We start from the raw sequence: 24,114 nt of genomic DNA, 5'->3' as shown, positions 1-24,114 counted from the left end.
CGTCATCATCCGCCAGGAGGCTGCCATGCCCTATCGCCCCAATCCGCGTCGCCCGTTGCCTGTTCAGCTAAGTACGCTGCATTTGACCGGCAGCATTGCCTTGGGCATGTGGCTGGGCTTTCTCGCCATTGCGCTGACCTGTTGGCTGCTGTCGCATTTTGTCTTCAAAGAGCAATTGGTACCGGTGGCTCAAGCGGTGCAGCAACTGGCCAATCCGCCCGCCGTGCAGGTGCAGCCGGACATTCCGCCGCAGAGCCCGCTGTTCGACCAGTACGAAGAAAACCTGCGCAAGAATGAACAGCAGGCTCGACTCGATCAAGCGCGCAGCAGCTCGCGAAATCAGTCGAACCCGAAATGCCAGTTCTGGCTGCAGCAGGATCAGACGGCTCCAAGCGAGAAAAGCCGCGCCAACGTTTTGCAATTCTGCGATTGATCATGAACAAACACAGCGTCCACCAACTGATTCTCGACAAGCTGCGCGTTGACCTCGACATCGCCGAACGCGCCGCACAAACCGCTTACGAAACCGCAACCCACGAAGAAAACATCGCCGAAAACAAGTACGACACGCTGGGTCTCGAGGCGTCGTATCTGGCGGCCGGACAGGCGAAACGTGTCGAAGAAATTCGCCATTCATTGGCGCTGTGCCAGAACCTGACTCTGCGTGCCTACGATGAAAATCGTGGCATCGAGGTCGGCGCCCTGCTCGGTCTGGAAGACGAAAAGGGTCGCGAGCAATGGCTGTTTCTGGCACCGGATGCGGCAGGTCTGAAAGTCGACGTGGTCGGTCAGCCGATTACCGTCATCACCCCGCGCTCGCCGCTGGGCAAAAGTCTGCTGGGCAAGCTAGAAGGTGATGAGGTGGAGATACTGGTGGCGGGCACCCGGCAACAGTTTGCTGTCACCGAGGTGCTCTGATTCAACGGATCAGTGAACCGGCAGTTCGACGCCGTCGAACAGTTCTTCCAGTTCCTGCTTGTTGTGGCACTGAATGGCTTTGGCCATCACTTCGCGGGTCAGGTGCGGGGCAAACTTCTCGATGAAGTCGCACATGAAACCACGCAGGAAGGTGCCGCGACGGAAACCGATCTTGGTGATGCTGGATTCGAACAGTTCGCTGGCATCCAGCACCACCAGATCATTATCGAGCTTGGTGTCGACGGCCATTTTCGCCACGATGCCCACGCCCAGGCCCAGGCGCACGTAAGTTTTGATCACGTCGGCGTCGGCAGCCGTGAACACCACTTTCGGCGTCAGGCCACGATGGCTGAAAGCTTCGTCGAGTTTCGACCGGCCGGTGAAACCGAACACGTAAGTCACGATCGGGTATTCGGCCAAGGCTTCGAGGGTCAGCTTCGGCAGCTTGGTCAGCGGGTGGCCCTGCGGCACGACCACGCAGCGGTTCCAGCGGTAGCAAGGCATCATCACCAGGTCGCCGAACAGCTCCAGCGCTTCGGTGGCGATGGCAAAATCCACAGTGCCGTCAGCGGCCATTTCGGCGATCTGCATCGGCGACCCCTGGTGCATGTGCAGCGCCACGTCGGGGTATTGCTTGATGAAATTACTGATCACCGGCGGCAGTGCGTAACGTGCCTGGGTGTGGGTGGTGGCGATCGACAGGGTGCCTTTTTTCTCGTTGGAGAATTCCTGAGCGATCTGCTTGATGCTTTCGACCTTGCGCAGAATCTCACCGGCGGTGGTGATGATGCGCTCGCCGGCCGGGGTCACGCGGGTCAGGTGCTTGCCGCTGCGGGCAAACACTTCGACGCCAAGTTCGTCTTCCAGCAGGCGGATTTGTTTACTGATGCCCGGTTGCGAGGTGTAAAGGCTTTGGGCTGTAGCGGAAACGTTGAGGTCGTGGTGCGCCACTTCCCAGATGTAGCGCAATTGTTGAAGCTTCATATGAATCCCTCAAAGCAGGTAGACGCCACGGGCATCAGCGACGGTATATAACTATATTAATGGTTTGAATAATAAATCTAGAACTTTTTTATCAAAGCGCCATTATTCCTGCCTCAGCGATCCTCCCGCCGCCGACGCTCCACCAACGGCACCAGATAAACCGGCACCTTGGCCAATTGCAGGACCCGCGCCGCCGTGCGCCCCAACGGCGTTTCCGCGCCCACCCCGTGGCTGTGACTGCCGACGATCAGCAGATCGACAGAGAGTTTCTGCACCTGGTCGAGAATCACTTGCGACGGATCGCCCTGCAGCACGCGCACCGCGCGAATGCGCTGCAGATCCTGCTCGCCTTCATCTCCCAGTTCTTCGCGAAAACTTTCCAGCACCCGCTGCTCGATATTGGCGATGACAGTTTTCAGACCCTGGCTGTGAAATTCGTTCAATGCCTGCTCGTCGAGATAGCTCTGCAACACCGATTCGGCAAACAGCCCCATCGGCTCCACCGCGTGCACCACGTACAAATCGGCATTGAATGTTCGCGCCAGCGCCAAGGCATGCTGCATCACTAACGGTGCGTACAGACCGAGGTCAGTGGCATACAGCATCGAACGAATCATATGACCTCCTCGCGTGCCAACATGGCGGAGATTTGATTCAGCTTAGCAGTGCCTTGGCGAGTACGACGTGCGACGCAACGTCTTGAAGCACGTAGGCTTTAGACCGACGGTTCGTTACTGATGCCGTGCGGTACGTGGCCGGTGGCAACGACTTCGCGGGCGAGTTCGCAGTGGCCGGCCTGATCGTCGAAAAACACGTCGGCAGCAAACGCTTCAAGGAACGCCGACTTGGTCAGGCCGCCGAGGAACAGGGATTCGTCGAGGCGGATGTCCCACTCGCGCAAGGTGCGGATCACCCGCTCATGGGCCGGCGCCGAACGCGCGGTGACCAGCGCCGTGCGGATCGGGCAATCGTCATCGGGAAACTCGCGCTGCAACAGATTGAGCGCTGCCAGAAAGCCTTTGAACGGCCCGCCGCGCAAAGGCTCGCGGGCGGCTTCACGCTCCTTGGCCTGAAACGCTTCCAATCCGCCGGATTGATAGACGCGCTCCGACTCATCGGAAAAGATCACCGCGTCGCCGTCGAAGGCGATGCGCAATTCGTCGCTGGCCGCGCGGCTGGCGCCACCGGACAGAATGGTTGCAGCAGCGAATCCGGCATCCAGCGCGGCGCGCACATCTTCGGCATGAGTCGACAGAAACAGGTCGCAACCGAACGCTTTCAAATACGGATACGGACTGCGCCCGCCGACGAACGCCGCGCGGGAAATCGCCAGACCGTAATGGTGAATCGAGTTGAACACGCGCAGTCCGGTGTCGGCGCTGTTGCGCGAGACCAGAATCACCTCGACCCGTGCTCGGCCGAGGCGACTGTTCAGGCTCAGGAGTTTTTCCACCAGCGGGAAGGCGTCGCCGGGCGCAAGAATTTCGTCTTCGTGCTCGATCTGATATTGCCGATAGGCTTCGACCCCGCTCGACAGATAGACCTTGTGGCTCTCGCTCAGGTCGAACAAGGCGCGCGACGAAATCGCCAGCACCAGTTTGTCATCGATGTTCTTGGCCATGCCTTCCCCCAGAGCGACCGGCTTAAACGTTGCGCCGGTCGATAAAACTTAAATTGCGATACAACGCTTCGATGCGCGGCAGCTCACAGCCCGCCGCTTTCGCCGCTGCCAATGGCCGAGCGTAGATCGCTTGCAGCTCCAGCGGGCGTTTGTGTGAAAAGTCGTGGTACATGCTCGGCCAGTAGTCGGGCATTTTCTCGGTCATCATGAACAGATAGTCGGCGTATCCCGGCGGCACGTCATGGCCGCAGGCCTTGGCGCCCTGCACCACTTCGGCCATCAACGCCTGAATCAACGCGCGACTGTCGGCATCGGCCATCAGCGGTGTGGTGCTGGCGCCGAGCAGAACCGAAAGTCCGTTATAAGGAATATTCCACACCAGTTTCTGCCAGCGCGCCTGTTGCAGATTGGGCATCGCCTGGGAATCGATTCCGGCAGCGCGGAACAACCCGGCCCCCTCCTCGACGATCGCCATAGGTGCGACGTCATCACTGGCCGGACCGCTGTGATAACCGACGTTCACCGCGCCCAAGGCTTGATGGGTGACTTGTCCAGGTCCCTCACGATGCACGCAGATCAGGCACAAACCGCCCAGCAGGTGGAGAGAATCGGGAAGCAGTTCACGCAGGCTGTCCTCGACGTCGAGACCGTTTTGCAGGACCAGCACTTTCGCATCGGGTTTGGCCGCTTGAATGATTGAAGGCGCGAGGCCGGCGTTGCTGGTGGTTTTCGCTCCCACCAACAGCCAGTCGCATTTGGGCATGTCTTCGGCCGACGAATAGGCCTGCGCCGGATGCAACGTCAGCGGGCCATGCACCGCGCTGTTGATGTGCAAGCCGCGCTCGGCCACCGTTGAAAACTCACTGCGCAACAGGAAGTGCACATCGAAACCGGCGCGCGCCAGCATCACACCGTAAAACCCCCCGATTGCACCGGTACCGATAATCCCTATGACCGGGTTATTCACTGCCCCCATCATGGCAACTCCTCTGCAATTCGACCCAGTGCCTGCGCCAGCGCCGCGTTCAGCGCATCGGCCGTCAGGCGCGTGTGCAATGCCCCAAAGAACTCGCCGGCGCGCACCACAAACAGCGCCGGCAAATGAAAGACCTGATAGCGCTCCACCAACCCGCCGTTGTCGCCGGCATCGATCCAGCACAGGCGATCAATCCCCAACGCCAGATCCGGTAACACCTCGCGGGCATAACGGCAACTGGCGCAGCCGACGCTGGTGAAAATCACCAGCGAAACGCCGCTCATCGCCAATAGCCGTTGGTCGGCGTCGAAATCGGTCAGTTCGGATTCGACCACTATACTGGGGGAAACAATGTCAAATGGCCGACACAGGGAGTCTGTGCTCATGGGACGTTTCATTCCTCATCCGGACGAGGTGCCGGTTGAATTAACCTTGCTCAAGCCTGAGTGTATTTCCAGGCAACAGCTGCACACTATCAGCCTCGGCGGCATCGCTTGCAATTACCACCGTGCCTGGCGCCATGGCACCGCCCTGCAAGTACGCATGCCGACACTCAATGCCGACATCTGTTATCCGGGCTATGTGGCGTGGTGCCTGCGACGCAAAAAAGGCTATCTGGTGGGCATCGCGTTCACCGATGAGCAGACACTGTTCAGTGCGCGAATGGGTGAGCAAGTGTGTCAGATCGAGCGCTATTGCCGCATGCACGACACCCACGATGACCTGCAAGAAATTCAGGCAGTGGCCCTGCAATGGGTCGAGCAACACGCCGACGAGTTCTCCCACGACAGCGTGCGCAAGGCTTTTGCGCAGCCAGCGCTGGACTAAAGCACCTTTTGCCCATTGTCTAGCAGGCGCTTTACGCGCTAAGGTTCCGCTCCCCGACGCGCTTAAATCTGCTGTGCTCCGCCGCGCGGGGATCGCTGGCGGCCGGCACCCGTGACCTGACGAGTAAACGATGGCTGATTTACCGATCAACGACCTAAACGTCGCCTCTAACGAGACCCTGATCACTCCCGATCAGCTCAAGCGTGATATCCCTCTGAGCGATGCTGCCCTGCGCACCGTCACCAAGGGTCGCGAAGTCATTCGCAACATTCTTGATGGCACCGACCACCGTCTGTTCGTAGTGATCGGCCCGTGCTCGATCCACGATATCAAGGCTGCCCACGAATACGCCGATCGCCTCAAGGTGCTGGCTGCGGAAGTTTCCGACACCCTGTATCTGGTCATGCGCGTGTATTTCGAGAAGCCACGCACCACCGTCGGCTGGAAAGGCCTGATCAACGATCCGTACCTGGATGACTCGTTCAAGATTCAGGACGGTCTGCACATCGGTCGTCAGTTGCTGCTGGATCTGGCCGAAAAAGGCCTGCCAACCGCGACCGAAGCCCTCGACCCGATCTCCCCGCAGTATCTGCAGGACCTGATCAGCTGGTCGGCCATCGGCGCGCGTACCACCGAATCGCAGACTCACCGCGAAATGGCTTCCGGCCTGTCCTCGGCAGTCGGCTTCAAGAACGGCACTGACGGCGGTCTGACTGTGGCGATCAACGCCTTGCAGTCGGTGTCCAGCCCGCACCGTTTCCTTGGCATCAACCAGGAAGGTGGCGTGTCGATCGTCACCACCAAAGGCAACGCCTACGGTCACGTGGTGCTGCGCGGCGGCAACGGCAAGCCGAACTATGATTCGGTCAGCGTGGCCCTGTGCGAGCAGGCGCTGAACAAGGCGAAGATCAAGCCGAACATCATGGTCGATTGCAGCCACGCTAACTCCAACAAGGACCCGGCTCTGCAACCGCTGGTGATGGAAAACGTCGCCAACCAGATCCTCGAAGGCAATCAATCGATCATCGGCCTGATGGTCGAGAGTCACCTGAACTGGGGTTGCCAGGCAATTCCAAAAGACCTCGCCGACCTGCAATACGGCGTGTCGATCACCGATGCGTGCATCGACTGGTCCGCCACCGAGAACACCCTGCGCAGCATGCACGCCAAGCTCAAGGATGTTCTGCCGAAACGCCAGCGCAGCTGATACGCGTTTTACAGGCATAAAAAAACGCCGGGCAATGCCCGGCGTTTTTGTGTGTGCGATTCAGATTTTGGCGGCGCGGCGCTGATGACGTTCCATGTAGCGCTCGACGTAGGAACATGACGGGATCACCGTGTAGCCCATTTCTTCGGCGTACTGCAGCGCGCTTTCGGTCAGCGCTGCGGCAATGCCACGGCCACGCAGGGCGTTGGGCACGAAGGTGCGATAGATATCCAGGGTCTGTTTCCCCAGATCCATATAGGTCAGGTAGGCACGATGACCGTCCACATTGGTCTCGAACTGATGACCAGCCTGGTCATGGTGGATGGACAACGCCTCGCTCATCACTACTCCTCGCGGGTCTTGAATTCTGACCCCTACCTTACCGATGTTTTTCCGGCGAAGGAACATCTACGCCACCCCGTGCCTGATGGACACCGAGAAGAGCCACACCGATCTCGCGCAACCTGGCACCTGATAAATAGTAGGCACCATTGGCAAAAATGCTCAAGGTACGCTCGTCATCAAGCGGGTTGACGGGGGTTGCTCCGATGGACGCAGAGGTGATTGGGGAGAAGATCTTCCCGGGCCACTCACCTGAACATTGCCGGATGTTGAGACTTAAGACGTGCAGCCTTTTTTAAAGTCACCTCAACATGGACAAAGATAAGCGAAGCAGCGCGCAAAATCGGAACAAAAGTGTGGACGAATTCATCTAGACAGACTTTAGCCAAGACTGCAAAAACAGCACGTGGCAACGGGAACTTTTTCTCATTAACTCGCTCAGCTCGGGGCTTGCAGCTGGGTATTTTTTAAGCAGTGCAGTTAAAAGTTGCTCGAAAAAGAATCAACGCCTACAATTTTTTTTGCTTCTTGCCTTACGTCAGTTTACTTACTACAAGTAATGGGTAGTATGTACGCCGGCTATTTCCTCAATCGTGAGGAGACAGCCACTTAATTTGAAAGTCCTTGAAGGGGAACACGATGAACAACGTTCTGAAATTCTCTGCTCTGGCTCTGGCCGCAGTTCTGGCTACCGGTTGCAGCAGCGCATCGAAAGAAACCGAAGCACGTCTGACCGCTACTGAAGACGCAGCTGCTCGCTCCCAGGCTCGTGCAGACGAAGCTTACCGTAAAGCTGATGAAGCTCTGGCTGCTGCTCAAAAAGCACAACAGACTGCTGACGAAGCTAACGAGCGTGCTCTGCGCATGCTGGACAAAGCTAGCCGCAAGTAATAATCCCTCGGGATTGTTATCAAGCCGACCCGATTTTTCGGGTCGGCTTTTTTGTGCCCGATGCTTTTCCCCGGGCAATAAAAAACCCGCCGACGCTACACGCATCGGCGGGTTTTTGATCTCGACTTACTGCTGCAAGTCGATCGGTGTGTTCGAGACTATCGGCGCCGAGGTATTCGGCGTGCCGATTTCAGTTGGCAGACCATCTTCAGCCGCGACCACATCACGCACCACATCCCAGTTCACGCGCAGGTTACTGGTGACATCTTCGCGCTTGAGCATCGCATTGATCACGGCAGTGTGCTTGTCGACCACCGACGGGTTGCCCTTGTCGTCGATTGGTGTATGCGCTTCCAGATAGACCTTGCCGCCACTGCTGCCGAACTTGTAGGCATCGTTGAGGATGCGCACCGAGGTACCGACCGGGACCATGCTGGCCATTTCCAGCACGTTGTTGTTGAACATGCGGAAGCAGCCGTGGCTGGTGCGCATGCCGATACCGAATTTCTTGTTCGAACCGTGGATCAGGTAGCCCGGCGTGCCCAGGGTGAACTTGAACGGACCCAGCGGATTGTCCGGGCCGGCCGGCACTACGTTCGGCAGCGGGTCGCCGTCAGCGGCGTGTTCAGCCTTGATCGACGCTGGAGGCGTCCAGGTCGGGTTGGGCGTCTTGGCGGTGATCGAGGTGTGCGCGATCGGCGAACCCCAGCCCTCACGACCAATACCCAGCGGGAACGTGTACACCACGTTCTTGCCTTTCGGGAAGTAGTAGAGGCGGTATTCGGCGAGGTTGATGACGATGCCTTCGCGCGGGCCCGGCGGCAGAATGAAACGGGTCGGCAGAACGATTTCGGTGCCGGCGCCCGGCAACCAGGCATCGACGCCCGGGTTGGCCGCGACCATTTCCGAGTAACCCAGATCGTACTTCGTGCCCAGATCGGCGAAGGTGTCTTCGTACTTGGCTTTGATCACCTGCACCTGACCGATGATGTCTTCACCGGGTGGTGGCAGGGGAAACTCCAATGCAGCAACGGGACCGGCCACACACAGGGCGGCAAGTGACAGGCAGCGGGTGACGGCAGGAAAGCGCGGCAACATCCGGAAAATCCTTCGCATGATCAACAAGGGTATAAGAGCGCGATTGTACACCGCACTTTGAATATTCGGGGAGCCACGCCGATGGACCGTGCTGAATGCGAAAAGATCGCAGCCTGCGGCAGCTCCTACAGGATTACGCGAACCCATGTAGGAGCTGCCGCAGGCTGCGATCTTTTGACTTTAGAGCTCGAACCGCAATTCCGGCCAGATTGGTGAAGTGCCGCGCTTCTGCGACTCCAGAATCGCCCGGCACAGCGAGCACAGGCGCTGATCCTGAAACACCCGGCGATCCACGCTCGACCAGCGCGGCTGCGCCGGCAGCAGACTGCCGCACAGGGTGCGATCGGCCGAACCACCGAGTTCGAGTTGCCGGGTCACCAGATGCACCCGCACTTCCTGGCAGGCGAACAGATCCAGCTGCTCGTCAGGCTCGATCAGTTGGTAGGCAAACAGGGACCAGGCAGAACGCGACATCGGGGGCTCCAAATAAGGGGGCGCCACATTAGCCGAAAGCCTGCCCTTAGAAAAGCCTCATAACAGCGGTTTTAGCGTCGGCCAGACATTTTCCAGCAACTTGCCCTGAGCCCCGGCCGCCGGGTGCAGACCATCGGCCTGCATCAGGTCTGGATGACCGCCCACGCCGTCGAGGAAAAACGGCACCAGAGGGATCTTTTTATCGTCGGCGAGTTTGCCGTAGACCTCGGCAAAAGCATCGGTGTAGCGCTTGCCGTAATTGGGCGGCAGTTGCATGCCGAGCAACAGCACCTTGGCCCCGCTCTGACGCGAGCTGTCGATCATCGAGGCAAGATTTTGTTGCAATTGATTTGGCGGCATTCCGCGCAAGCCATCGTTGCCACCCAGTTCGAGGATCACCAGTTCCGGCTTATGCTCTGCAAGCAGCGCCGGCAGCCGTGCCTGGCCTCCGGCACTGGTGTCGCCACTGATCGAGGCATTGACCACTTTGTCGTCGAAACCCTCCTGTTTGAGCCGTTGTTCGAGCAACGACACCCACCCCAAGCGGGTATCCAGTCCGAAACCGGCGCTGATACTATCGCCAACGATCAGGACAGTACCCGCCGCTGCGTTCTGGGCCATGCACATCAAGGCCAGGCCAGCACTCAAAAACCACACACGCATCGGATTCTCCATGGGCGCAAGCATTCTCACCGCGAAGAACCTCAGCAAAGTGGTTCCCAGCGCGGAAGGTGAACTGACTATCCTGCACGAACTCAGCCTGGAACTGAACAAGGGCGACAGCCTCGCCATCGTCGGCGCATCCGGTTCAGGCAAATCCACCCTCCTCGGCCTGCTCGCCGGCCTCGACCTGCCAAGCAGTGGCGAAGTCATTCTCGCCGGCCAGGGCCTGAGCAATCTCGATGAAGACCAGCGCGCACGTATTCGTGCCGAGCACGTGGGTTTCGTCTTTCAATCGTTTCAACTGCTCGACAGCCTCAACGCACTGGAAAACGTCATGCTGCCGCTGGAACTCGATGGCCGCAAAGACGCCCGTGAACGCGCGATCGAATTGCTCCAGCGCGTCGGACTCGGCCAGCGCCTCACGCACTCGCCGCGCCAGCTCTCCGGTGGTGAGCAACAACGTGTTGCGATCGCCCGTGCGTTTGCCGCCGAGCCCGATGTGCTGTTTGCCGACGAACCGACCGGCAACCTCGACAGCCACACCGGTGAGCGCATCAGCGATCTGCTTTTCGAATTGAACAAGGAACGCGGCACCACCCTGGTGCTGGTGACCCACGACGAACGCCTGGCCCATCGCTGCCGGCGCCTGATCCGTCTTGAAGCCGGGCTGTTGGTCGCCCCTCTGGAGCCTTGATGGCACGTTTGCCGCTGTTGCGTCTGTTCAGTCTCGCTATACGCCAACTCCTGCGCGATGCCCGCGCCGGCGAATTGCGCGTGTTGTTCTTCGCGTTGGTCGTTGCAGTAGCGGCGAGTACCGCCATCGGCTATTTCGGTGCCCGACTGAATGGCGCGATGATGCTGCGCGCGACCGAGTTCCTCGGCGCCGACCTGGTGCTTGAGGGAAGTTCGCCAGCACGCGAAGAACAGATCAGAAGCGGCACCGAGCTGCGTCTGAAGCATGCGCAAGTGGTGGAATTCTCCAGCGTCATCGCCACCGACAACGGCATTCAGCTGTCGAGCATCAAAGCCGTCGACCGCGCCTATCCGTTGCGCGGCGAACTGAAGAGTGCGCCAGCGCCCTTCGCCACCGAAGAACCCGGCGGTGAACCGCAACCCGGCGAAGCCTGGGTGGAAGCACGCCTGCTGACCGCACTGGATCTGAAGATCGGCGACAGCATCGATGTCGGCATGAAGACATTGAAAATGACCCGTGTGCTGACCTACGAACCGGATCGCGCCGGCAACTTCTACAGCCTCACGCCGCGAGTGATGATCAACCTCGATGACCTCGCCGCCACCGGTGTCGTGCAACCCGGCAGCCGCGTGAGTTACCGCGAACTGTGGCGCGGCGAACCGCAGGCGCTGGAAACCTATCGGCAACTGATCAAACCCGGGCTCGCTGCGAATCAGCGGATTCAGGATGCCCGCGATGGCAACCGGCAGATTGGCGGTGCACTGGGCAAGGCCGAACGTTATCTGAACATGGCCAGTCTGGTCGCCGTGCTGTTGGCCGGTGTCGCGGTGGCGTTATCGGCCAACCGTTTTGCCAGTCGCCGTTTCGATGCCAGTGCGTTGTTGCGTTGCCTTGGTCTTTCGCGCCGGGAAACCATGGTGCTGTTCAGTTTGCAGTTGACCGTGCTCGGGCTGCTCGCCGCACTGAGTGGTGCATTGCTCGGCTGGTTGGCGCAACTGGGTTTGTTCGCGCTGCTGCATGATTTGTTGCCAAGCGATGTACCCCCGGGCGGGCTGTTTCCAGCCATCGCCGGGATCGGCACCGGGCTGGTGGCGTTGGCCGGTTTCGCCTTGCCGCCGCTGGCCGCATTGGGTCGCGTGCCGCCGCTGCGGGTGCTGCGCCGCGACATGCTGCCGATCCCGTCGAGCACGTGGATGGTTTATGGCGCCGCGTTGGGTGCGCTCGGTTTGATCATGTGGCGCCTGAGCCTCGATCTGCTGCTGACATTCGCCCTGCTCGGCGGTGGCGTGGTCGCCGCGTTGGTCTTGGGTGGTTTGCTGCTGTTGTTGCTGCAAAGCCTGCGGCGGATGCTCGCCCGAGCTTCGCTGCCATGGCGCTTGGGCCTGGGCCAGTTGCTGCGCCATCCCTTGGCAGCGGCCGGTCAATCGCTGGCATTCGGTCTGATTCTGCTGTCGATGGCCTTGATCGCTCTATTACGTGGCGAACTGCTCGACACCTGGCAAAACCAGTTGCCGAAAAACGCGCCGAACTACTTTGCCCTGAACATTCTGCCGGCAGACAAACAGGCCTTCACCGATCACCTGATCAAGGTGTCCGCGCAAGCGGCGCCACTGTATCCGGTGGTACCGGGACGATTGATCAGCATCAACGGCGAAGCCGTGCAGCAAATCGTCAGCAAGGATTCGGCGGGCGACCGCGCGGTTCAAAGAGATTTGAGTCTGACCTGGGCCGCTGATTTACCGGCGGGCAACAAGCTCACTGCCGGTGAGTGGTGGAAAGATCAGCCGACCGACGATGTTCCCGGCGTATCGGTGGAAGGCAAAGTCGCCGAAAGCCTCCAGCTCAAACTCGGCGACCACATGGTGTTCAGTGTCGGCGGGGTCAATCGCGAGGCGAAGGTCACCAGCCTGCGCGAAATCAACTGGGACAACTTCCAGCCGAACTTCTTCATGATCTTCCAGCCCGGCACATTGAAGGACTTGCCGGCGACTTACCTGACCAGCTTCTATCTGGCCCCCGGTCATGATCAGCAGATCGTCGAACTGTCGCGAACCTTTCCCGCTGTGACCATTCTTCAGGTCGAAGCGCTGCTGGAACAACTGCGCAGCATCCTCGCCCAAGTCACCCTGGCCGTGGAATATGTATTGTTGTTTGTTTTGGCAGCGGGAATGGCCGTGCTGTTTTCCGGCTTGCAGGCGACGCTCGATGAACGTATTCGCCAAGGTGCGCTGTTGCGTGCGTTGGGTGCGGAGCGGCAGTTGCTGATCAAGGCGCGGCGTATCGAGTTCGGTTTGCTCGGTGCGGTCAGCGGTTTGCTCGCAGCGATCGGTTCGGAAGTGGTGAGTCTGGTTTTGTATCGCTACGCGTTCGATCTACCGTGGCACCCGCATCCATGGTTGCTGGTGCTGCCGTTGATTGGCGCGGCGTTGATTGGGGGAGCCGGCGTGTTCGGAACGCGCCGGGCACTCAATGCAAGTCCACTGACAGTGTTGCGTGAGGGTTGATAGACTCAAGCGGTCTTAATCACAAGAAGTTGCCATGAGCCGTTATCGCCCTCCCCGCACTGCCGGCACCGCGCTGATCACCCCCGAAGGTGAAGCGCGGATGCGTGCCGAATTCCATGAGTTGTGGCATGTGCGCCGCCCGCAAGTGACGCAATCGGTCAGCGAGGCGGCGGCTCAGGGCGATCGCTCGGAGAACGCCGAGTACAAGCAAGCACCGCACTCCCCATACTATCTTCCATACAGCCCTTTTAAACCGGGCATCTCATGATAGTAACCATACTCAAAAAAACATACTATTTTGAGTGAAAGAAAATTCGCTTTTTAGCAAAATATTTATAGCTAGATCCTCATCCGACGCGTTGATGCCCCAAAGACGATTGATGTGTCGCGTGGGATTAATCCCAAAAAACGATCATAAATCCATTTCTCAGCCATCTTTCCTCCCGTGCTTCTTCGAACGCCGAGACCAACGCCAGCTCAAACAATCATCCGCAGCAATCACAAACAGGCCTGACCAGATTGCCAACCAAAATTGCGCAACGACGAGCCAGCGCATCCCCAAGACTAAGCCAACAGCCTTGGCAATTGACCGCCACCACCAACCTATAAAGCGGGAGAATACCGTGAGGCGTGAGAGCATCGTCGACGGTGAGGGTGTCGCGTTGGTTGAATATTGTACGAGGTAGGGATATGTCCCGAGCCAGCGCCAGAAAATCTGGAGTTCTTGTTGAGCAATCAACACACAATCCAAGTTCCACCAAATATCCCATCGCTCTTTCCAGTGCGAATTCTCCGCCCAAGTCTGAGTAAGCGATTGTCTCAATGGGCTTGAGATCCGCTCGACTCGATCTCCTTCAAGGGTCGCAAAGCATGAATAGAACCGGACGGTCTCAAGTGAATATTTCATTGCTCGTGCAACGATTCCTACAGGCTCGCAGACAGGCAGGCTGCTCAAGGCGCAAACGATAGGGGTCGCGTCCACCCCGTGGATCTTAACGTTCTCCTGATATCTACGCCCCATTCCTTCTGCCTCAAACACCGCCTGGAGCGCTCGTTCCTCCGACGAGTGGATCGAAATGCAACACTGGATTGCTGCGGCTCAGGATCGGTAGATTGGGCGATACGCAACGAGTACTCCAGTTTTCCCCCAAAGGCTTTACTCAAAAGCTATGCAACGCCTCAATCAAATGCAAGACAACACACGCCTACCGCATCCGCTGATGTAGAACAAACATAGGTCAGACAGGTGAGGTGATTGACACCCTCATAATTATCATAAATAAAAAGAGAACTTCTATGCCCCACCTAAAAATCAGCTTCAAAGTAATTTGATCTACAAAAGGCACTCAGCACCTCAACTCTTTTTAAACAGGAAAGCACTTTATTAGCGTACTCTAGCTATATGATGAGCTTAACGCGGCAAATGAATACGACCCGAAATTTACTCCGGTAGTAGTCGAGCCCTACAGTGCACTCCTCCTGAATTTGGATTTTCCTGCGTGCTCACCCACGCATATGCTGTCGACGTTCGATTGGAAATAACGGATGTACATTGCTTTGAGCATTATTTACAAGGAGTGGCAGCATCCAGCTAAAATCTGGATTATAAAGTAGATCATAATTACTGGCCCACCCTTGAGTTTTGCGCGCCTAGCAGGGATGCCGAAATCAACATTTGGTTTGCCGAGCAGCTTTGCTGCCCGTGTATATGCGAAAAGAACAAGGCTTAGTACTCGATGCCTCGTCGGCTATGCATGTTCCCAGCTCGACCCCCTCCGCCACCCAGCTGATCACCCCCTATGATCGTGGAATCAGAAAGTCAGCTATTGTCTGTTATATAATGACTAAAAACTGAAATACCGGGCCGGTGATGTATTCGAACGACTCCCTGCCCGTCTTCCCAGCTGAACAGTTCCATTGCACCGTTCTTCACAACCCTGCGTATCGGAGGTAGCTGGAGACGCTGACCAAAAATCTCAACCTGTTTACGCTCTATGGCCTCATAGTGATCAAACTCATACTGATTCCCGATCAATTTACCAATATCCGGGCCATTAACGACACATCTCCCGCTGATGGGAAAGATAATGTTATTCAAGTCAAGATAATACCCATCTATCATCGCGACACTGGTTGCTAGTTCTTCGTTGGATTGTTCAGCTAGACGGAAGCGCGCATCAAAAAATATCGGCTTCTGCAGAAAACTAGACAGCTCTCTGGCCTTGTGAATATATGAAAGTGCATACGAAAGGGGCACAAGGTATTCGGGAATAAGGTTCAGCGCCATACCAGCAGATGGCTCCCCGTCAATCTCCACACTCAAATCAAGTTCCCACTTCTCTACAATCGCCTCGATAAAGGTCGCTATTTTGTTGAACCAAGGAAGCTGAGAAACCTCGCGACCATTCCAGCTTTCTGTATTGATGTTAAAATTAACCTTGGAGCTTTCGCCATTATGGCTCACATCGGCCGTCAAAGTTATCATCCCTTTCATCGATACGCCCTGTAGGCAGTACGATTGGGTGCCGGAAGTTATCGATCCCGGGATGTCATCCAAGTTAATCTTTCTATTAGTCACTGGATCTGTTGCAGACAGTTTGATGACTACCGCAGTGGATGGTCGAAAAAAACTTACCTTGCCTTCATTTCCGCTTAGCAGTTCTTTAATCAGTTCGAATAACGTAGATCCTTGGAATTCGATATTTTTCGCATCGAGCTCAAACGCACGTCCATTTTCAAAAAGGGCTGTGTAGCCGGTTGCCGCGATCTGGGCATCTTTTCCACCGACCGTCATGAAGATCTGAACATTTTCCTTGGCATTGACCTGAAAAGCCGTTCCATACAAAGGATCGTATTTGCTTACCACATCGAAACGAGGGTCGGCCGCTGCCAGTACATTTGCTGAAGCCGTATGGACTTGGCGTATTGCATTTGGAAGAAATTTCTTCGGCATTCCACTTAGCGTCATGGCTAACAGGTCGGTCGCATCGGTCGCTTTAGGCAGCTGTTGTCCAAGCTCGGTTTTCGTAGCGGCCTCGGCCTGCCTTTTCCAGCTTTTGAGCAGCTCCACGGTATGGGTATTGACGTCGCGATCGATCTCATCTGCATGAATCGCGCATAACCAGATACCATTGGAAAAAGCCTTTCGCTCGTTGCTGGTCATGCCTGAGTCATAGCGAGGCCCTCCAGGGGAAGCGGCACAAATATGGGCAGCTTTTCCAACATTCGTCACGCCATCTTCATCTTGAGGAGCCGACGTTGGCACTCTGCAGTTTGGCTTCGAACACCGATGCGCAACCCTGTCCCTTAGCTTCCTTACAACGCTGGCAGAAAAATCATCGCGAGCCATCGATTAGATACCTACTAAATGCCGAAGTCGCTGCAAGTCTATCCGCGAACATCTTTTGTCTGATAGTGTGAGCAGCAGCACTTCCCAAAAATGGGCTCAGCAAAGCCGTTGCGACCTTTGCCATGGAGCAACGCGAACGGTAGTGAATCTTCATAATCTCAGATTTTTTGATACTCAACTTATTATCGAAGGCTTAGGTACCTACGTAAACCTAACCCTACCACCGAGCCGTGCGAGACAGATGCCACAGTTCCAAACCCGTCCTCTGAAAACAGGAAAACCCAGTAGTATTCAGCAAACAAAAAAGATTATTTTCTCAGCATTACAATACCGAACCTACAAACCAAGAAATCCCAGACCGATGCCAAAAGTAAACCGTGAATTTAGAATCTGGATGAGACAGCACCTGATAGCCTGTAGTATTGATATGATAGAACACGGAGACGGATTGTCGGAGCATCATCACTCGCGTCTGGATAGCGAAGCAAATCGCATAATGGGTTGTGAAGTTTTGTTTGACTGCGACTCACCGATGGAACTGAAGGCGTCACACTATGAACAAGACGTCGCGAGAACGTGGAGATTCCGGCGTAATAACTCAATTGAACTCGCCTTCAAACTCAAAATTCTAAAAGTCGCCCTCTACCCGGTGAGTTATTACGGGATAAATTCTTACCATCGCTGCTACGAAGTGACAAAATTCGGAAGAACATTTCGAAAACTACCGATTCCTTTACAGACAATTCTTATCGTTACTTGTATGGCTGTCGGTCGCGTCTCACAAGTCGCTACGCGCTTTAAATGGGTTACCGGGATCGCCAGCTTCGGTATGCTGGCAATTAAAGTCTGGCATTCGGGCCTGATCAGTAACTGGTGGATTGCGGCAAGCGCCGCTACCGGACTAGCGATTGGTTTGCTAGCTACTATTTGGCGCTGAATCGAAAAATTCAAAAGATATTCGTTTTCGAGCACCATCCCCCACCGTTTAACCAGCAATCGTCCCGATATGTATTAAAAAGATATATATTCGCGACATGCTTGCCATGGCCGATTTTCTATCCACGACCGCAGAGTTCTTTACCCCTCACGACACCTCTCGGCGCCCATTTAGGTGCCTATCTCAGCCTCTGCTTCATGCCAATTACCTCTAATTCGGCCCCACATTGATTCAACCTGTTGCCCTAATCTCCGTATACACGCAAAACTTGCATCCCAACCGCAAACATCTGGGTTGATGTGAGCTGTCTGGCTGCGATTTCAGATAAAGAAGATTTTAAGACAAGAAATCGAGACTTACGGTATCACCGTCCCCACCCGCCCTGCCAAATGAGTTTGACACGACACACCCGCGTCCTAATTATGCGTCAAGCAACCACGCATACATTCATACACTCATACACTCATACACTCATACACTCATACACTCATACACTCATACACTCATACAAATAGATCAGATCATCAAAAAAGTATCATTTCACATTTATTTCTTGCACTCACAACAACCACCACAACCCGTTAATCATCGTCAAATTGTTGTTTCCCGCGCACCCGTCACCCCAGCGAAAAACTACTTTTGTGCCGTCACTTCACCTCTGCTAAGATCCGCCTGCGTTCGACGGGTGTCGAACGTCGCTGGTTCTCCAGCGTTATCTTTCGTAAGCAACCAAGATGGTGAACTTATGACCAAACCCTTCATTAACGGAGTTACAAATAATGGGAACAACCGACGACGACAATAAGACGACTGCACAACTGATTCAAGAGTTGCACTCTAAAGGAAAGCTGACCCCAAAAAAGGTTAAGCAAAGCTCACATTCCTATCGAGTACAGGGCACCGGGCATGATAATGCCGAGTACTACGGATGTCCTAAACGGCCCAAAGAATTGGGTCGATATAATGATCCCGAGGAAGAAATTGGGATTTGGTATGGGGCTCAACACCCTAGCGGAGCGCTGGCCGAGACCTTTGGACGACTTCGACCGAAGGACAAGAAAGGGACAGGTATTTTCATCAACGTCACAGATCTCGAATCAAGAGACATGTGCGTAGTGGAAATGAACCGGGACTTGACGCTCCTGGATCTAAAGCCTTGCCTGTCCAAGCTAGCCCGAACCGTGGATGAGGTTTCTGGTCTCGACTACTCCCTGACCCAAGAAATTGTTGGGGCGGTGGCGCGATTGCCAGGTAACCCATTCGACGGCATTGCTTACGAGTCGCGCCATCATCCGGACGGGCACAGCTGTTATGCGCTGTGGACGAAACCAGGTGAGGCTACAACGGTGAAAACCGTTGAAATGACAAAGCTCTCAGAGTTTGAGTACAAAGGAGAGCTGCCGGAAGGCTTTGAGGGTGACAGCATTGATGCGGAGGAGATCATGACGGAGATCCTCGGCTACAAGGTGCTTGGTTCTTAAACTTCGCTTTACCATTCAGACAGCGCCCCACCCTTGGGTGCGCTGTTTTCTACGCAGACGTCGACGTCATGAAAAGAGCGGCTTCGCGCTTGATCGTGTTCAGCTGCTGCTCACTGGCTCCATTTTTCAAAACAACGTAGGGCAATTCCACCCTTTCATTAGCGAACGCGATTGGATTTAGGAAGAAAGTACATTGTGCTTCTGCGCTCACATCCTTAAGTAGTCCCAGCACCTCTTCTAGGTGAGGGAGCTTCTTATCCCCAACAAATTGAAATGCCGGGTATAGATAATCGGTACCTTCCTGCAACGCTATCAGCATGCCCTTCTTGACATGGTTATTCACTGACTGCCTTGTCAGACCCAAAATATTAGTGACATCTTGGGTCTTCAAGACACCACCAAATTCTCTGAGCTGTTCGAAAAACTCAATTTTCGCAGCAACTCTTCGAGCCTGCTTTCGAGTTTCACGGGTGCTCAGAGCCCCAGTAACAGCCCCACTGACCGCAAGCTTTTGCAGGAGCTCTGCATCTGTAAGAGCACCCAAGCTCTCATTGCTTTTTTCCTCAGACCATCGCTCGAACACATTGGTCAGGATTTTCAGCATGCGTACGGACGCCCCTGCGGCCTCAGGAATTTTCTCCACGGCAGCTGTCAGGGTATCAACGATGGCATGTATAGATCTGTGCGAGTCCATAAGGCACCTCTGCATTCTTAATTGACGATTCACTGTATCAACAATACTGCAAAATCGTCAAACGACAATGTACCCTTTGTCGACGAAAGGATGTCGCGGCGAACCGATCTTGGACACTCTCGCATAGTTCACACTAGGTTCACTATCTAAAACACGGCATGGTCATCGCTTTAAAATCCCCTCATCATGAACGTCTCCGAGTGCCTATGCTGCCCTGATGCCATCACAGCTCAGCGGATCACGACATCGCCCTAGATCCTCCTCATTCATGATCCACCTGAACCTTCTGGGCCTGATAGCGCGGGTGGTTGAACACCTTGCGTGCGAGTCTGTAAGGTCTATGTCCACGCAACGCTTGCGGGAGCAAGGATGTACCAAGTCCTGATAGTGAACGATGCAGAGGTTTCAGCCGACGAGCTGGCAGGAATGCTCTGCGCCCACCACATAGTGGTGCTCAACGCCTATATGCGTGGCCAGCCAGAAAAGCTCCGAGATGAAGTCACGGACTTGCTCAAAGATTGGCAAGGTCGTGTTCCCCACATCCGCTGCGACGAGCCCGTCGCAATAGTAGATGGTTATCCTTGCTGGATGCCTACCATGATCCACGAGGAGCTCAATGCTTTGGATTTGTTCCGAACGCAAGACTTGGTAAAGCGAGCCGTAGATAAATGGTTGGCGAGGGGCTCACCTAATCGTTTCCTGTACACCAACACATCGAAGATTACCGATATCGACGATTAGGAAATTGAGGCCACAGTGCATCGCCAGGCCCTCCGAGGATGCCCACTTCTTCAGCTCAATGCATCTGCACACGCTGATATGGCGCACTGAAACCCAAGTCGATGTAGGCGATGCAGATGTCTGTGAAATTCATTCTCTTCGATGCATTTGGCACATTGCTTCGAATCTCGAAAGTCAGGCTTCCGTATCGCATGGTTGACCAAACGCTTACGCACCTGCGAGCACGCAGCTCTTAGCGTGTACCCGACGAACCGTCCATCAACATACAGACACGAAAAAGGGATTGGAATGACAGAGGAAGCTCAAGGCAAAAGTAAGGCCGATGCGGCTCAGGCCATCTCCATTGGCTTGATTGAAAAGGCCTGGGAGTTCAAATGGGGTATCCAACTGATCTACATCGCCCTGTATGCCGATGCAGTCCTAGCATGGTTTCTTCACAAGAATTTGCTGTCGGTTACGACGGGCAGCACACAGATTTGGGAGTCGATTGGCGCCCTCCTCTTGGCAGTAGCAGGATTCGGCCTCACCGTTTCGTTCGTCATTCCACAGTTTTCTGAGTTTATGAGGAAATTCATCATCGAGATTTCGCCAGCTTTCCTCTTGGATGCTTTCAGGAAGCGCGGCGCTGAGTCTGGCGAGGTATCGCTCCATTATTTGCACACTGAAGCATTACGGACGAGCGATGACTTCCTCATGGCGATCTATCAGGAAAAGAACTCTATCTGGATTCGCAAGCTGAACGATCAGCGACAAGCTACAACTCTTCTAATTGGCTTGGTGCTGTTAACAGTTTCGGATATTTGGGTAGGCTATACGTCTGGCACTGAGACGCTAATCTTGTGGCTCGCCAGAGGGCATGAAGTGCCGTTTTACCTGTATCTGGCCTTAGCCATATTCATCCTGCCCATCTTCTCGATTCTTAAGCCCTGGCCTAGGGCCTATGCCTATCACCCGCAACTACGCAGAAAGCAGGATCAAGAGCGAAAGGAACTGTATGGCTCAGATGGAACTACGCGATTGGGATAATTTGAGGCCCCAGCCGGCGACGCAGATGAAGAAAGCACATTGGATAAGAAGGAAAGCCAGAGGATTTTATGGGTGATATAGGAGCGGGTGGTGAGCATTTTTTTATGGGCTTCTGCTCCGTCGATGGAGTGACTGCCAATAAAAGCAATGCTGACAAGCATGGTTGGGATGTCTTCGTCGAGGTCGAACAGGAAGCAAGCACGCTTACCCTGATGACACTTCATGAGCCCATCATTGCAGGCAAAGTCCAAGTAAAGTCCACGCGTACCACGTCGCTAAAAGTGGATGTCACCCTGTCCAACCTACGCAAGATGGCCACCAGCCCGCTTCCCTCCTTCTATGTCCTGATGGACTTTTCGCAAGGGCCACACCCTCACAGGGCATTCATACGGCATGTCGATGAACCTCTGATCCGAGAAATCCTGGAGAGGGTTAACACCCATATCATCGCCGGCAAAGCGGAACGGCTACACAAGCTCACACTACGCGTCGATTTTGGATTGGGTCGCGAAATAAGGCTCAGCGAACCCAGCACCTTCAAATCAGAAATCTTACGAGCAGTCGGCGCCTCCCCGGCCCAATACACCGACAAGAAATCCATGTTTCTTAAAAATGTTGGGTTTGAGGAAGGCCGCCATGCCATGCATTTTCAGCTTGAGGGCATGGAAAGTCTCGCAGCGCTGGTTAACGCCTCCTTGGGAATGGGCGGAAGCGTTGAATTGCAGAGTATGCAATTTTCTACCAAGCGATTTGGGCATGAAGCCCCCTGTAGTCGTAGTGAATCGACTACGGGTGTAATGGAGCTCACTCCAGTGGCGCCAGCTGCCAAGGGCACACTGACCTTCCGGGATCTATCGACTGGTGTGAGTGCGCTGGTAGAGGCTTCAGCTTACTTCAGCCCGATGCATGAATGGCTCCCCAAAAGCCTAAAAAAAATCCGGTTCGATTGCGGCACCTTTGACTGGTTCTTTAATGAGGATTCAAGCGCGCAATTCACCGGAACGCTTGACCCTGATTCGCCGATTAACCTGGACGAGCTTGCCAATTTTCTTCAGATAGTTTGCTTACTTCGCACGCCCAAAAGCCTCTCCATAGACATGGACTTCTACGGTTCCCAGAGCTCTATGGTCGTCAAAAACGGCGCAGGCTTACCTGACTATTCACAGGCGCTGGAAACAGCTGACCTATTACTGGGGGTGAAGAGCTTTTTCTCGGACAGGGAACACCTGACGATCTCAGCAACAGAGCTCATCCGCAGCGATCGAAACATCAGAGCTATGTCTGCTTTCTTGAATAGAAAGACTAGGGCCAGGATCTCCTTCAGGTGCGCCGAGGTACACGACCCGATTGAAGCTGCATGCCTGGTGCCGCTTGCCCTGAGCGTTGGCGGGAAATGCTACCTGGCTATCCTTGCGGTATTTGGAGAGATGAGCCGATCAGAGCAGGGACGTTACATCGTTGCGGCCTCCGATTTTGATGTCCTCTACAAAACGGTCTTGCGCGAGAGCGAACTAAACACGGAGAAAATCCTGCTTCGACTTGAGCAGATCACGGCTAATTACGAGCACTCTCTTCCCATCGTGAACTTAGTCCCGGCGATGCTGGATTTCGCTCTAAATCGCTGAGCATGATGAGTGCCTAGAAATCACCGTACCCAAGCACCAGCCCCCTCCAACGGGAACGCTCTGTAGTCCAGAGCAAATCATGCCGGCTTTCCCACCCTAGCGCCGACGAAAAATCAACGCTAGGCAAACACAAATGACTCGGATCCAAGGGCTTGCTGTACGGTGATGCCGGAGTAATCGTCCGGCGAGCTCACCTTCCAAGCTCCAGCATTAAAAGCGACGGTATCCGCGTTTTTTTAAGTGGACGCGATGACTCATCACGCTAGGATTTCCCATAATTTTGCTACCCCGGCCTCAGCTGGGCGAAATCAACTTTGGAGGTAGGTCACCACGATGGCCTTGGTTGTAAAGTGCGGTCTGTCCCCACCCTAAGTTTTTTACTGCAAGGAGATGCAGGATGTCACCGAATCCATAAGCTTCGACGGTTTGCAATTGGCTGATGTCTTTCTCCAGCAGCGCAACAATCTCCTCTATTCGCCGTACTTCATCTTCTTTTCTTCGAGCATAGGAAATCATCTGGTTGAGGTATTCCCTATGCCTTTCAAGCTCATCTGCTTGGACTCCGCCAAAACCGGCCGAAAGGTAGTCGTCACTGACTGTTGAGAAGGGGGCTAGGGCACGTCGACGTTCATCAGCCCGTTCAAGAAATTCCATTAAAGCCTTGGCTCGCTTCTCCCCAGCCAGCGCACCCTCCATCTGCACCCGCTCATCTTCGAGCTCGCCTAGCGCAACGCGCAGCATTCCTTCGGCGATCTGGATCTGATCAGAAATGATCTTGTTGTCCAACTGAGGGACTATCATCATGTTGTTTTCTCGACAGCTCAATGGTGCTTGAAGGCTATCACTAGCAGCTAGGCTTGGCGCCTCTGGGTTCTACGATGTTAGTCGTAGTGCCCTCCCATCGATTCGGCAAGCGTTGCCCCCTTACCCCTCCTCCTGACGGCCCTAATGGTGGCGCTCAAAAATAATGACAAACAATCCCGCCTGAAAACTCGCGCTGTAACAATTTCCAACCGAACTCAAGTCGAATGCTTGACCGGGTGACATCATTGACAGCCAAT

At 55.1% G+C, this 24,114-nt stretch carries 24 protein-coding genes and 1 pseudogene; 13 read left to right on the top strand and 12 right to left on the bottom strand.

Annotated elements, in window-relative coordinates:
* Positions 1-25 precede the first annotated feature (25 nt).
* Both CKW38_RS13790 and CKW38_RS13785 read left to right on the top strand, forming a co-directional pair.
* Positions 26-433 (top strand): hypothetical protein, encoded by a 408-nt coding sequence (locus CKW38_RS13790; RefSeq protein ID WP_095113026.1) that lies wholly within the window; start codon positions 26-28, stop codon positions 431-433.
* 2 nt (positions 434-435) lie between these two features.
* Positions 436-918 carry a GreA/GreB family elongation factor gene (locus CKW38_RS13785; protein ID WP_007908593.1) on the top strand — a complete coding sequence of 161 codons (483 nt, stop codon included), beginning with the start codon at positions 436-438 and terminating at the stop codon, positions 916-918.
* A 9-nt stretch (positions 919-927) separates the two neighbouring features.
* Here the strand turns inward: CKW38_RS13785 and cysB are convergent, their stop codons facing one another.
* The 5 genes from cysB to CKW38_RS13760 form a co-directional block, all read right to left on the bottom strand.
* Positions 928-1,902, bottom strand: coding sequence for an HTH-type transcriptional regulator CysB (cysB, locus tag CKW38_RS13780; RefSeq protein ID WP_007908591.1), 975 nt, complete (start codon positions 1,900-1,902; stop codon positions 928-930).
* A gap of 113 nt (positions 1,903-2,015) precedes the next feature.
* Entirely contained in the window at positions 2,016-2,519 is a 504-nt protein-coding gene (locus tag CKW38_RS13775) for a universal stress protein (protein ID WP_007908589.1), read from the bottom strand.
* Positions 2,520-2,617: 98 nt separating this feature from the next.
* A complete protein-coding gene (locus CKW38_RS13770) occupies positions 2,618-3,523 on the bottom strand; it encodes a 5'-nucleotidase (protein ID WP_007908587.1) in 906 nt (301 codons plus the stop codon).
* A 22-nt stretch (positions 3,524-3,545) separates the two neighbouring features.
* Positions 3,546-4,502 carry a putative 2-dehydropantoate 2-reductase gene (locus CKW38_RS13765; RefSeq protein ID WP_176472327.1) on the bottom strand — a complete coding sequence of 319 codons (957 nt, stop codon included), beginning with the start codon at positions 4,500-4,502 and terminating at the stop codon, positions 3,546-3,548.
* Positions 4,499-4,885, bottom strand: coding sequence for a co-chaperone YbbN (locus CKW38_RS13760; protein WP_095113024.1), 387 nt, complete (start codon positions 4,883-4,885; stop codon positions 4,499-4,501). Before CKW38_RS13760 ends, CKW38_RS13765 begins: the two co-directional genes overlap by 4 nt.
* On the opposite strand from CKW38_RS13760, the gene CKW38_RS13755 reads away from it, so the two are divergent.
* Both CKW38_RS13755 and CKW38_RS13750 read left to right on the top strand, forming a co-directional pair.
* Positions 4,884-5,327 carry a PilZ domain-containing protein gene (locus CKW38_RS13755; protein ID WP_007908584.1) on the top strand — a complete coding sequence of 148 codons (444 nt, stop codon included), beginning with the start codon at positions 4,884-4,886 and terminating at the stop codon, positions 5,325-5,327. The genes CKW38_RS13760 and CKW38_RS13755 overlap by 2 nt on opposite strands.
* A gap of 130 nt (positions 5,328-5,457) precedes the next feature.
* On the top strand, positions 5,458-6,534 hold the full coding sequence (locus CKW38_RS13750) for a 3-deoxy-7-phosphoheptulonate synthase (protein ID WP_007908583.1): 1,077 nt from the start codon (positions 5,458-5,460) through the stop codon (positions 6,532-6,534).
* A 60-nt stretch (positions 6,535-6,594) separates the two neighbouring features.
* On the opposite strand, the gene CKW38_RS13745 is transcribed toward CKW38_RS13750, so the two are convergent.
* A complete protein-coding gene (locus tag CKW38_RS13745; RefSeq protein ID WP_003226804.1) occupies positions 6,595-6,876 on the bottom strand; it encodes a GNAT family N-acetyltransferase in 282 nt (93 codons plus the stop codon).
* A gap of 639 nt (positions 6,877-7,515) precedes the next feature.
* Between CKW38_RS13745 and oprI the strand changes: the two genes are divergently transcribed.
* Positions 7,516-7,767, top strand: coding sequence for an outer membrane lipoprotei OprI (gene oprI / locus CKW38_RS13740; protein ID WP_003199355.1), 252 nt, complete (start codon positions 7,516-7,518; stop codon positions 7,765-7,767).
* 126 nt (positions 7,768-7,893) lie between these two features.
* Here oprI and CKW38_RS13735 read toward each other — a convergent pair whose 3' ends face one another.
* The 3 genes from CKW38_RS13735 to CKW38_RS13725 all read right to left on the bottom strand — a co-directional run bounded on the left by CKW38_RS13735 (position 7,894) and on the right by CKW38_RS13725 (position 10,002).
* Positions 7,894-8,865, bottom strand: coding sequence for a L,D-transpeptidase family protein (locus CKW38_RS13735; protein ID WP_007950157.1), 972 nt, complete (start codon positions 8,863-8,865; stop codon positions 7,894-7,896).
* 180 nt (positions 8,866-9,045) lie between these two features.
* The gene (locus tag CKW38_RS13730; protein ID WP_007908575.1) at positions 9,046-9,339 is read right to left on the bottom strand and encodes a hypothetical protein; all 294 of its coding nucleotides are present in this window, start codon (positions 9,337-9,339) and stop codon (positions 9,046-9,048) included.
* A 57-nt stretch (positions 9,340-9,396) separates the two neighbouring features.
* Positions 9,397-10,002, bottom strand: a complete 606-nt coding sequence (locus CKW38_RS13725) for an arylesterase (RefSeq protein WP_007908573.1) — start codon at positions 10,000-10,002, stop codon at positions 9,397-9,399.
* A gap of 10 nt (positions 10,003-10,012) precedes the next feature.
* Here CKW38_RS13725 and CKW38_RS13720 point away from each other — a divergent pair, with 10 nt between their 5' ends.
* From CKW38_RS13720 to CKW38_RS13710, 3 genes and pseudogenes are all read left to right on the top strand, one after another.
* On the top strand, positions 10,013-10,696 hold the full coding sequence (locus tag CKW38_RS13720) for an ABC transporter ATP-binding protein (protein ID WP_095113023.1): 684 nt from the start codon (positions 10,013-10,015) through the stop codon (positions 10,694-10,696).
* The gene (locus CKW38_RS13715; protein WP_007908571.1) at positions 10,696-13,200 is read left to right on the top strand and encodes an ABC transporter permease; all 2,505 of its coding nucleotides are present in this window, start codon (positions 10,696-10,698) and stop codon (positions 13,198-13,200) included. Before CKW38_RS13720 ends, CKW38_RS13715 begins: the two co-directional genes overlap by 1 nt.
* 34 nt (positions 13,201-13,234) lie before the next feature.
* Positions 13,235-13,405: pseudogene (locus tag CKW38_RS13710) on the top strand (transcription elongation factor GreB); the annotation flags it as partial.
* Between the two features lie 1,614 nt (positions 13,406-15,019).
* Here the strand turns inward: CKW38_RS13710 and CKW38_RS13700 are convergent.
* On the bottom strand, positions 15,020-16,549 hold the full coding sequence (locus CKW38_RS13700) for a hypothetical protein (protein ID WP_141232663.1): 1,530 nt from the start codon (positions 16,547-16,549) through the stop codon (positions 15,020-15,022).
* A 142-nt stretch (positions 16,550-16,691) separates the two neighbouring features.
* On the opposite strand from CKW38_RS13700, the gene CKW38_RS13695 reads away from it, so the two are divergent.
* Entirely contained in the window at positions 16,692-17,486 is a 795-nt protein-coding gene (locus CKW38_RS13695) for a hypothetical protein (protein ID WP_141232662.1), read from the top strand.
* A gap of 779 nt (positions 17,487-18,265) precedes the next feature.
* Positions 18,266-18,967, top strand: coding sequence for an RES family NAD+ phosphorylase (locus CKW38_RS13690; RefSeq protein WP_095113019.1), 702 nt, complete (start codon positions 18,266-18,268; stop codon positions 18,965-18,967).
* Between the two features lie 49 nt (positions 18,968-19,016).
* On the opposite strand, the gene CKW38_RS13685 is transcribed toward CKW38_RS13690, so the two are convergent.
* Positions 19,017-19,661 (bottom strand): hypothetical protein, encoded by a 645-nt coding sequence (locus tag CKW38_RS13685; protein WP_095113018.1) that lies wholly within the window; start codon positions 19,659-19,661, stop codon positions 19,017-19,019.
* A gap of 369 nt (positions 19,662-20,030) precedes the next feature.
* Between CKW38_RS13685 and CKW38_RS13680 the strand changes: the two genes are divergently transcribed.
* The 3 genes from CKW38_RS13680 to CKW38_RS13670 all read left to right on the top strand — a co-directional run bounded on the left by CKW38_RS13680 (position 20,031) and on the right by CKW38_RS13670 (position 23,053).
* Positions 20,031-20,402 carry a hypothetical protein gene (locus CKW38_RS13680; RefSeq protein WP_095113017.1) on the top strand — a complete coding sequence of 124 codons (372 nt, stop codon included), beginning with the start codon at positions 20,031-20,033 and terminating at the stop codon, positions 20,400-20,402.
* Positions 20,403-20,690: 288 nt separating this feature from the next.
* The gene (locus CKW38_RS13675) at positions 20,691-21,428 is read left to right on the top strand and encodes a hypothetical protein (protein ID WP_095113016.1); all 738 of its coding nucleotides are present in this window, start codon (positions 20,691-20,693) and stop codon (positions 21,426-21,428) included.
* Between the two features lie 68 nt (positions 21,429-21,496).
* Positions 21,497-23,053, top strand: coding sequence for a hypothetical protein (locus CKW38_RS13670; RefSeq protein WP_095113015.1), 1,557 nt, complete (start codon positions 21,497-21,499; stop codon positions 23,051-23,053).
* Positions 23,054-23,347: 294 nt separating this feature from the next.
* Here CKW38_RS13670 and CKW38_RS13665 read toward each other — a convergent pair whose 3' ends face one another.
* Positions 23,348-23,857: a hypothetical protein gene (locus CKW38_RS13665; protein WP_095113014.1), complete on the bottom strand. Its 510-nt coding sequence runs from the start codon at positions 23,855-23,857 to the stop codon at positions 23,348-23,350.
* Between the last annotated feature and the right edge of the window lie 257 nt (positions 23,858-24,114).

Origin of the sequence: Pseudomonas sp. Irchel 3H7, assembly GCF_900187605.1 — a bacterium.
Classification (GTDB): Bacteria; Pseudomonadota; Gammaproteobacteria; order Pseudomonadales; family Pseudomonadaceae; genus Aquipseudomonas.
The sequence above is the reverse complement of the archived record's forward strand: the minus strand, read 5'-3'. Positions and strand labels throughout refer to the sequence as shown.

Excerpts from the sequence above, each read along its gene's own strand:
- cysB (WP_007908591.1), bottom strand. The coding sequence starts at position 1,902 with ATGAAGCTTCAACAATTGCGCTACATCTGGGAAGTGGCGCACCACGAC.
- CKW38_RS13690 (WP_095113019.1), top strand. The coding sequence starts at position 18,266 with ATGGGAACAACCGACGACGACAATAAGACGACTGCACAACTGATTCAA.
- CKW38_RS13755 (WP_007908584.1), top strand. The coding sequence starts at position 4,884 with ATGGGACGTTTCATTCCTCATCCGGACGAGGTGCCGGTTGAATTAACC.
- CKW38_RS13735 (WP_007950157.1), bottom strand. The coding sequence starts at position 8,865 with ATGTTGCCGCGCTTTCCTGCCGTCACCCGCTGCCTGTCACTTGCCGCC.
- CKW38_RS13685 (WP_095113018.1), bottom strand. The coding sequence starts at position 19,661 with ATGGACTCGCACAGATCTATACATGCCATCGTTGATACCCTGACAGCT.
- CKW38_RS13670 (WP_095113015.1), top strand. The coding sequence starts at position 21,497 with ATGGGTGATATAGGAGCGGGTGGTGAGCATTTTTTTATGGGCTTCTGC.
- oprI (WP_003199355.1), top strand. The coding sequence starts at position 7,516 with ATGAACAACGTTCTGAAATTCTCTGCTCTGGCTCTGGCCGCAGTTCTG.
- CKW38_RS13770 (WP_007908587.1), bottom strand. The coding sequence starts at position 3,523 with ATGGCCAAGAACATCGATGACAAACTGGTGCTGGCGATTTCGTCGCGC.
- CKW38_RS13725 (WP_007908573.1), bottom strand. The coding sequence starts at position 10,002 with ATGCGTGTGTGGTTTTTGAGTGCTGGCCTGGCCTTGATGTGCATGGCC.
- CKW38_RS13750 (WP_007908583.1), top strand. The coding sequence starts at position 5,458 with ATGGCTGATTTACCGATCAACGACCTAAACGTCGCCTCTAACGAGACC.
- CKW38_RS13790 (WP_095113026.1), top strand. The coding sequence starts at position 26 with ATGCCCTATCGCCCCAATCCGCGTCGCCCGTTGCCTGTTCAGCTAAGT.
- CKW38_RS13760 (WP_095113024.1), bottom strand. The coding sequence starts at position 4,885 with ATGAGCACAGACTCCCTGTGTCGGCCATTTGACATTGTTTCCCCCAGT.
- CKW38_RS13745 (WP_003226804.1), bottom strand. The coding sequence starts at position 6,876 with ATGAGCGAGGCGTTGTCCATCCACCATGACCAGGCTGGTCATCAGTTC.
- CKW38_RS13675 (WP_095113016.1), top strand. The coding sequence starts at position 20,691 with ATGACAGAGGAAGCTCAAGGCAAAAGTAAGGCCGATGCGGCTCAGGCC.
- CKW38_RS13730 (WP_007908575.1), bottom strand. The coding sequence starts at position 9,339 with ATGTCGCGTTCTGCCTGGTCCCTGTTTGCCTACCAACTGATCGAGCCT.
- CKW38_RS13680 (WP_095113017.1), top strand. The coding sequence starts at position 20,031 with ATGTACCAAGTCCTGATAGTGAACGATGCAGAGGTTTCAGCCGACGAG.
- CKW38_RS13775 (WP_007908589.1), bottom strand. The coding sequence starts at position 2,519 with ATGATTCGTTCGATGCTGTATGCCACTGACCTCGGTCTGTACGCACCG.
- CKW38_RS13715 (WP_007908571.1), top strand. The coding sequence starts at position 10,696 with ATGGCACGTTTGCCGCTGTTGCGTCTGTTCAGTCTCGCTATACGCCAA.
- CKW38_RS13765 (WP_176472327.1), bottom strand. The coding sequence starts at position 4,502 with ATGATGGGGGCAGTGAATAACCCGGTCATAGGGATTATCGGTACCGGT.
- CKW38_RS13720 (WP_095113023.1), top strand. The coding sequence starts at position 10,013 with ATGGGCGCAAGCATTCTCACCGCGAAGAACCTCAGCAAAGTGGTTCCC.
- CKW38_RS13785 (WP_007908593.1), top strand. The coding sequence starts at position 436 with ATGAACAAACACAGCGTCCACCAACTGATTCTCGACAAGCTGCGCGTT.
- CKW38_RS13665 (WP_095113014.1), bottom strand. The coding sequence starts at position 23,857 with ATGATGATAGTCCCTCAGTTGGACAACAAGATCATTTCTGATCAGATC.
- CKW38_RS13700 (WP_141232663.1), bottom strand. The coding sequence starts at position 16,549 with ATGGCTCGCGATGATTTTTCTGCCAGCGTTGTAAGGAAGCTAAGGGAC.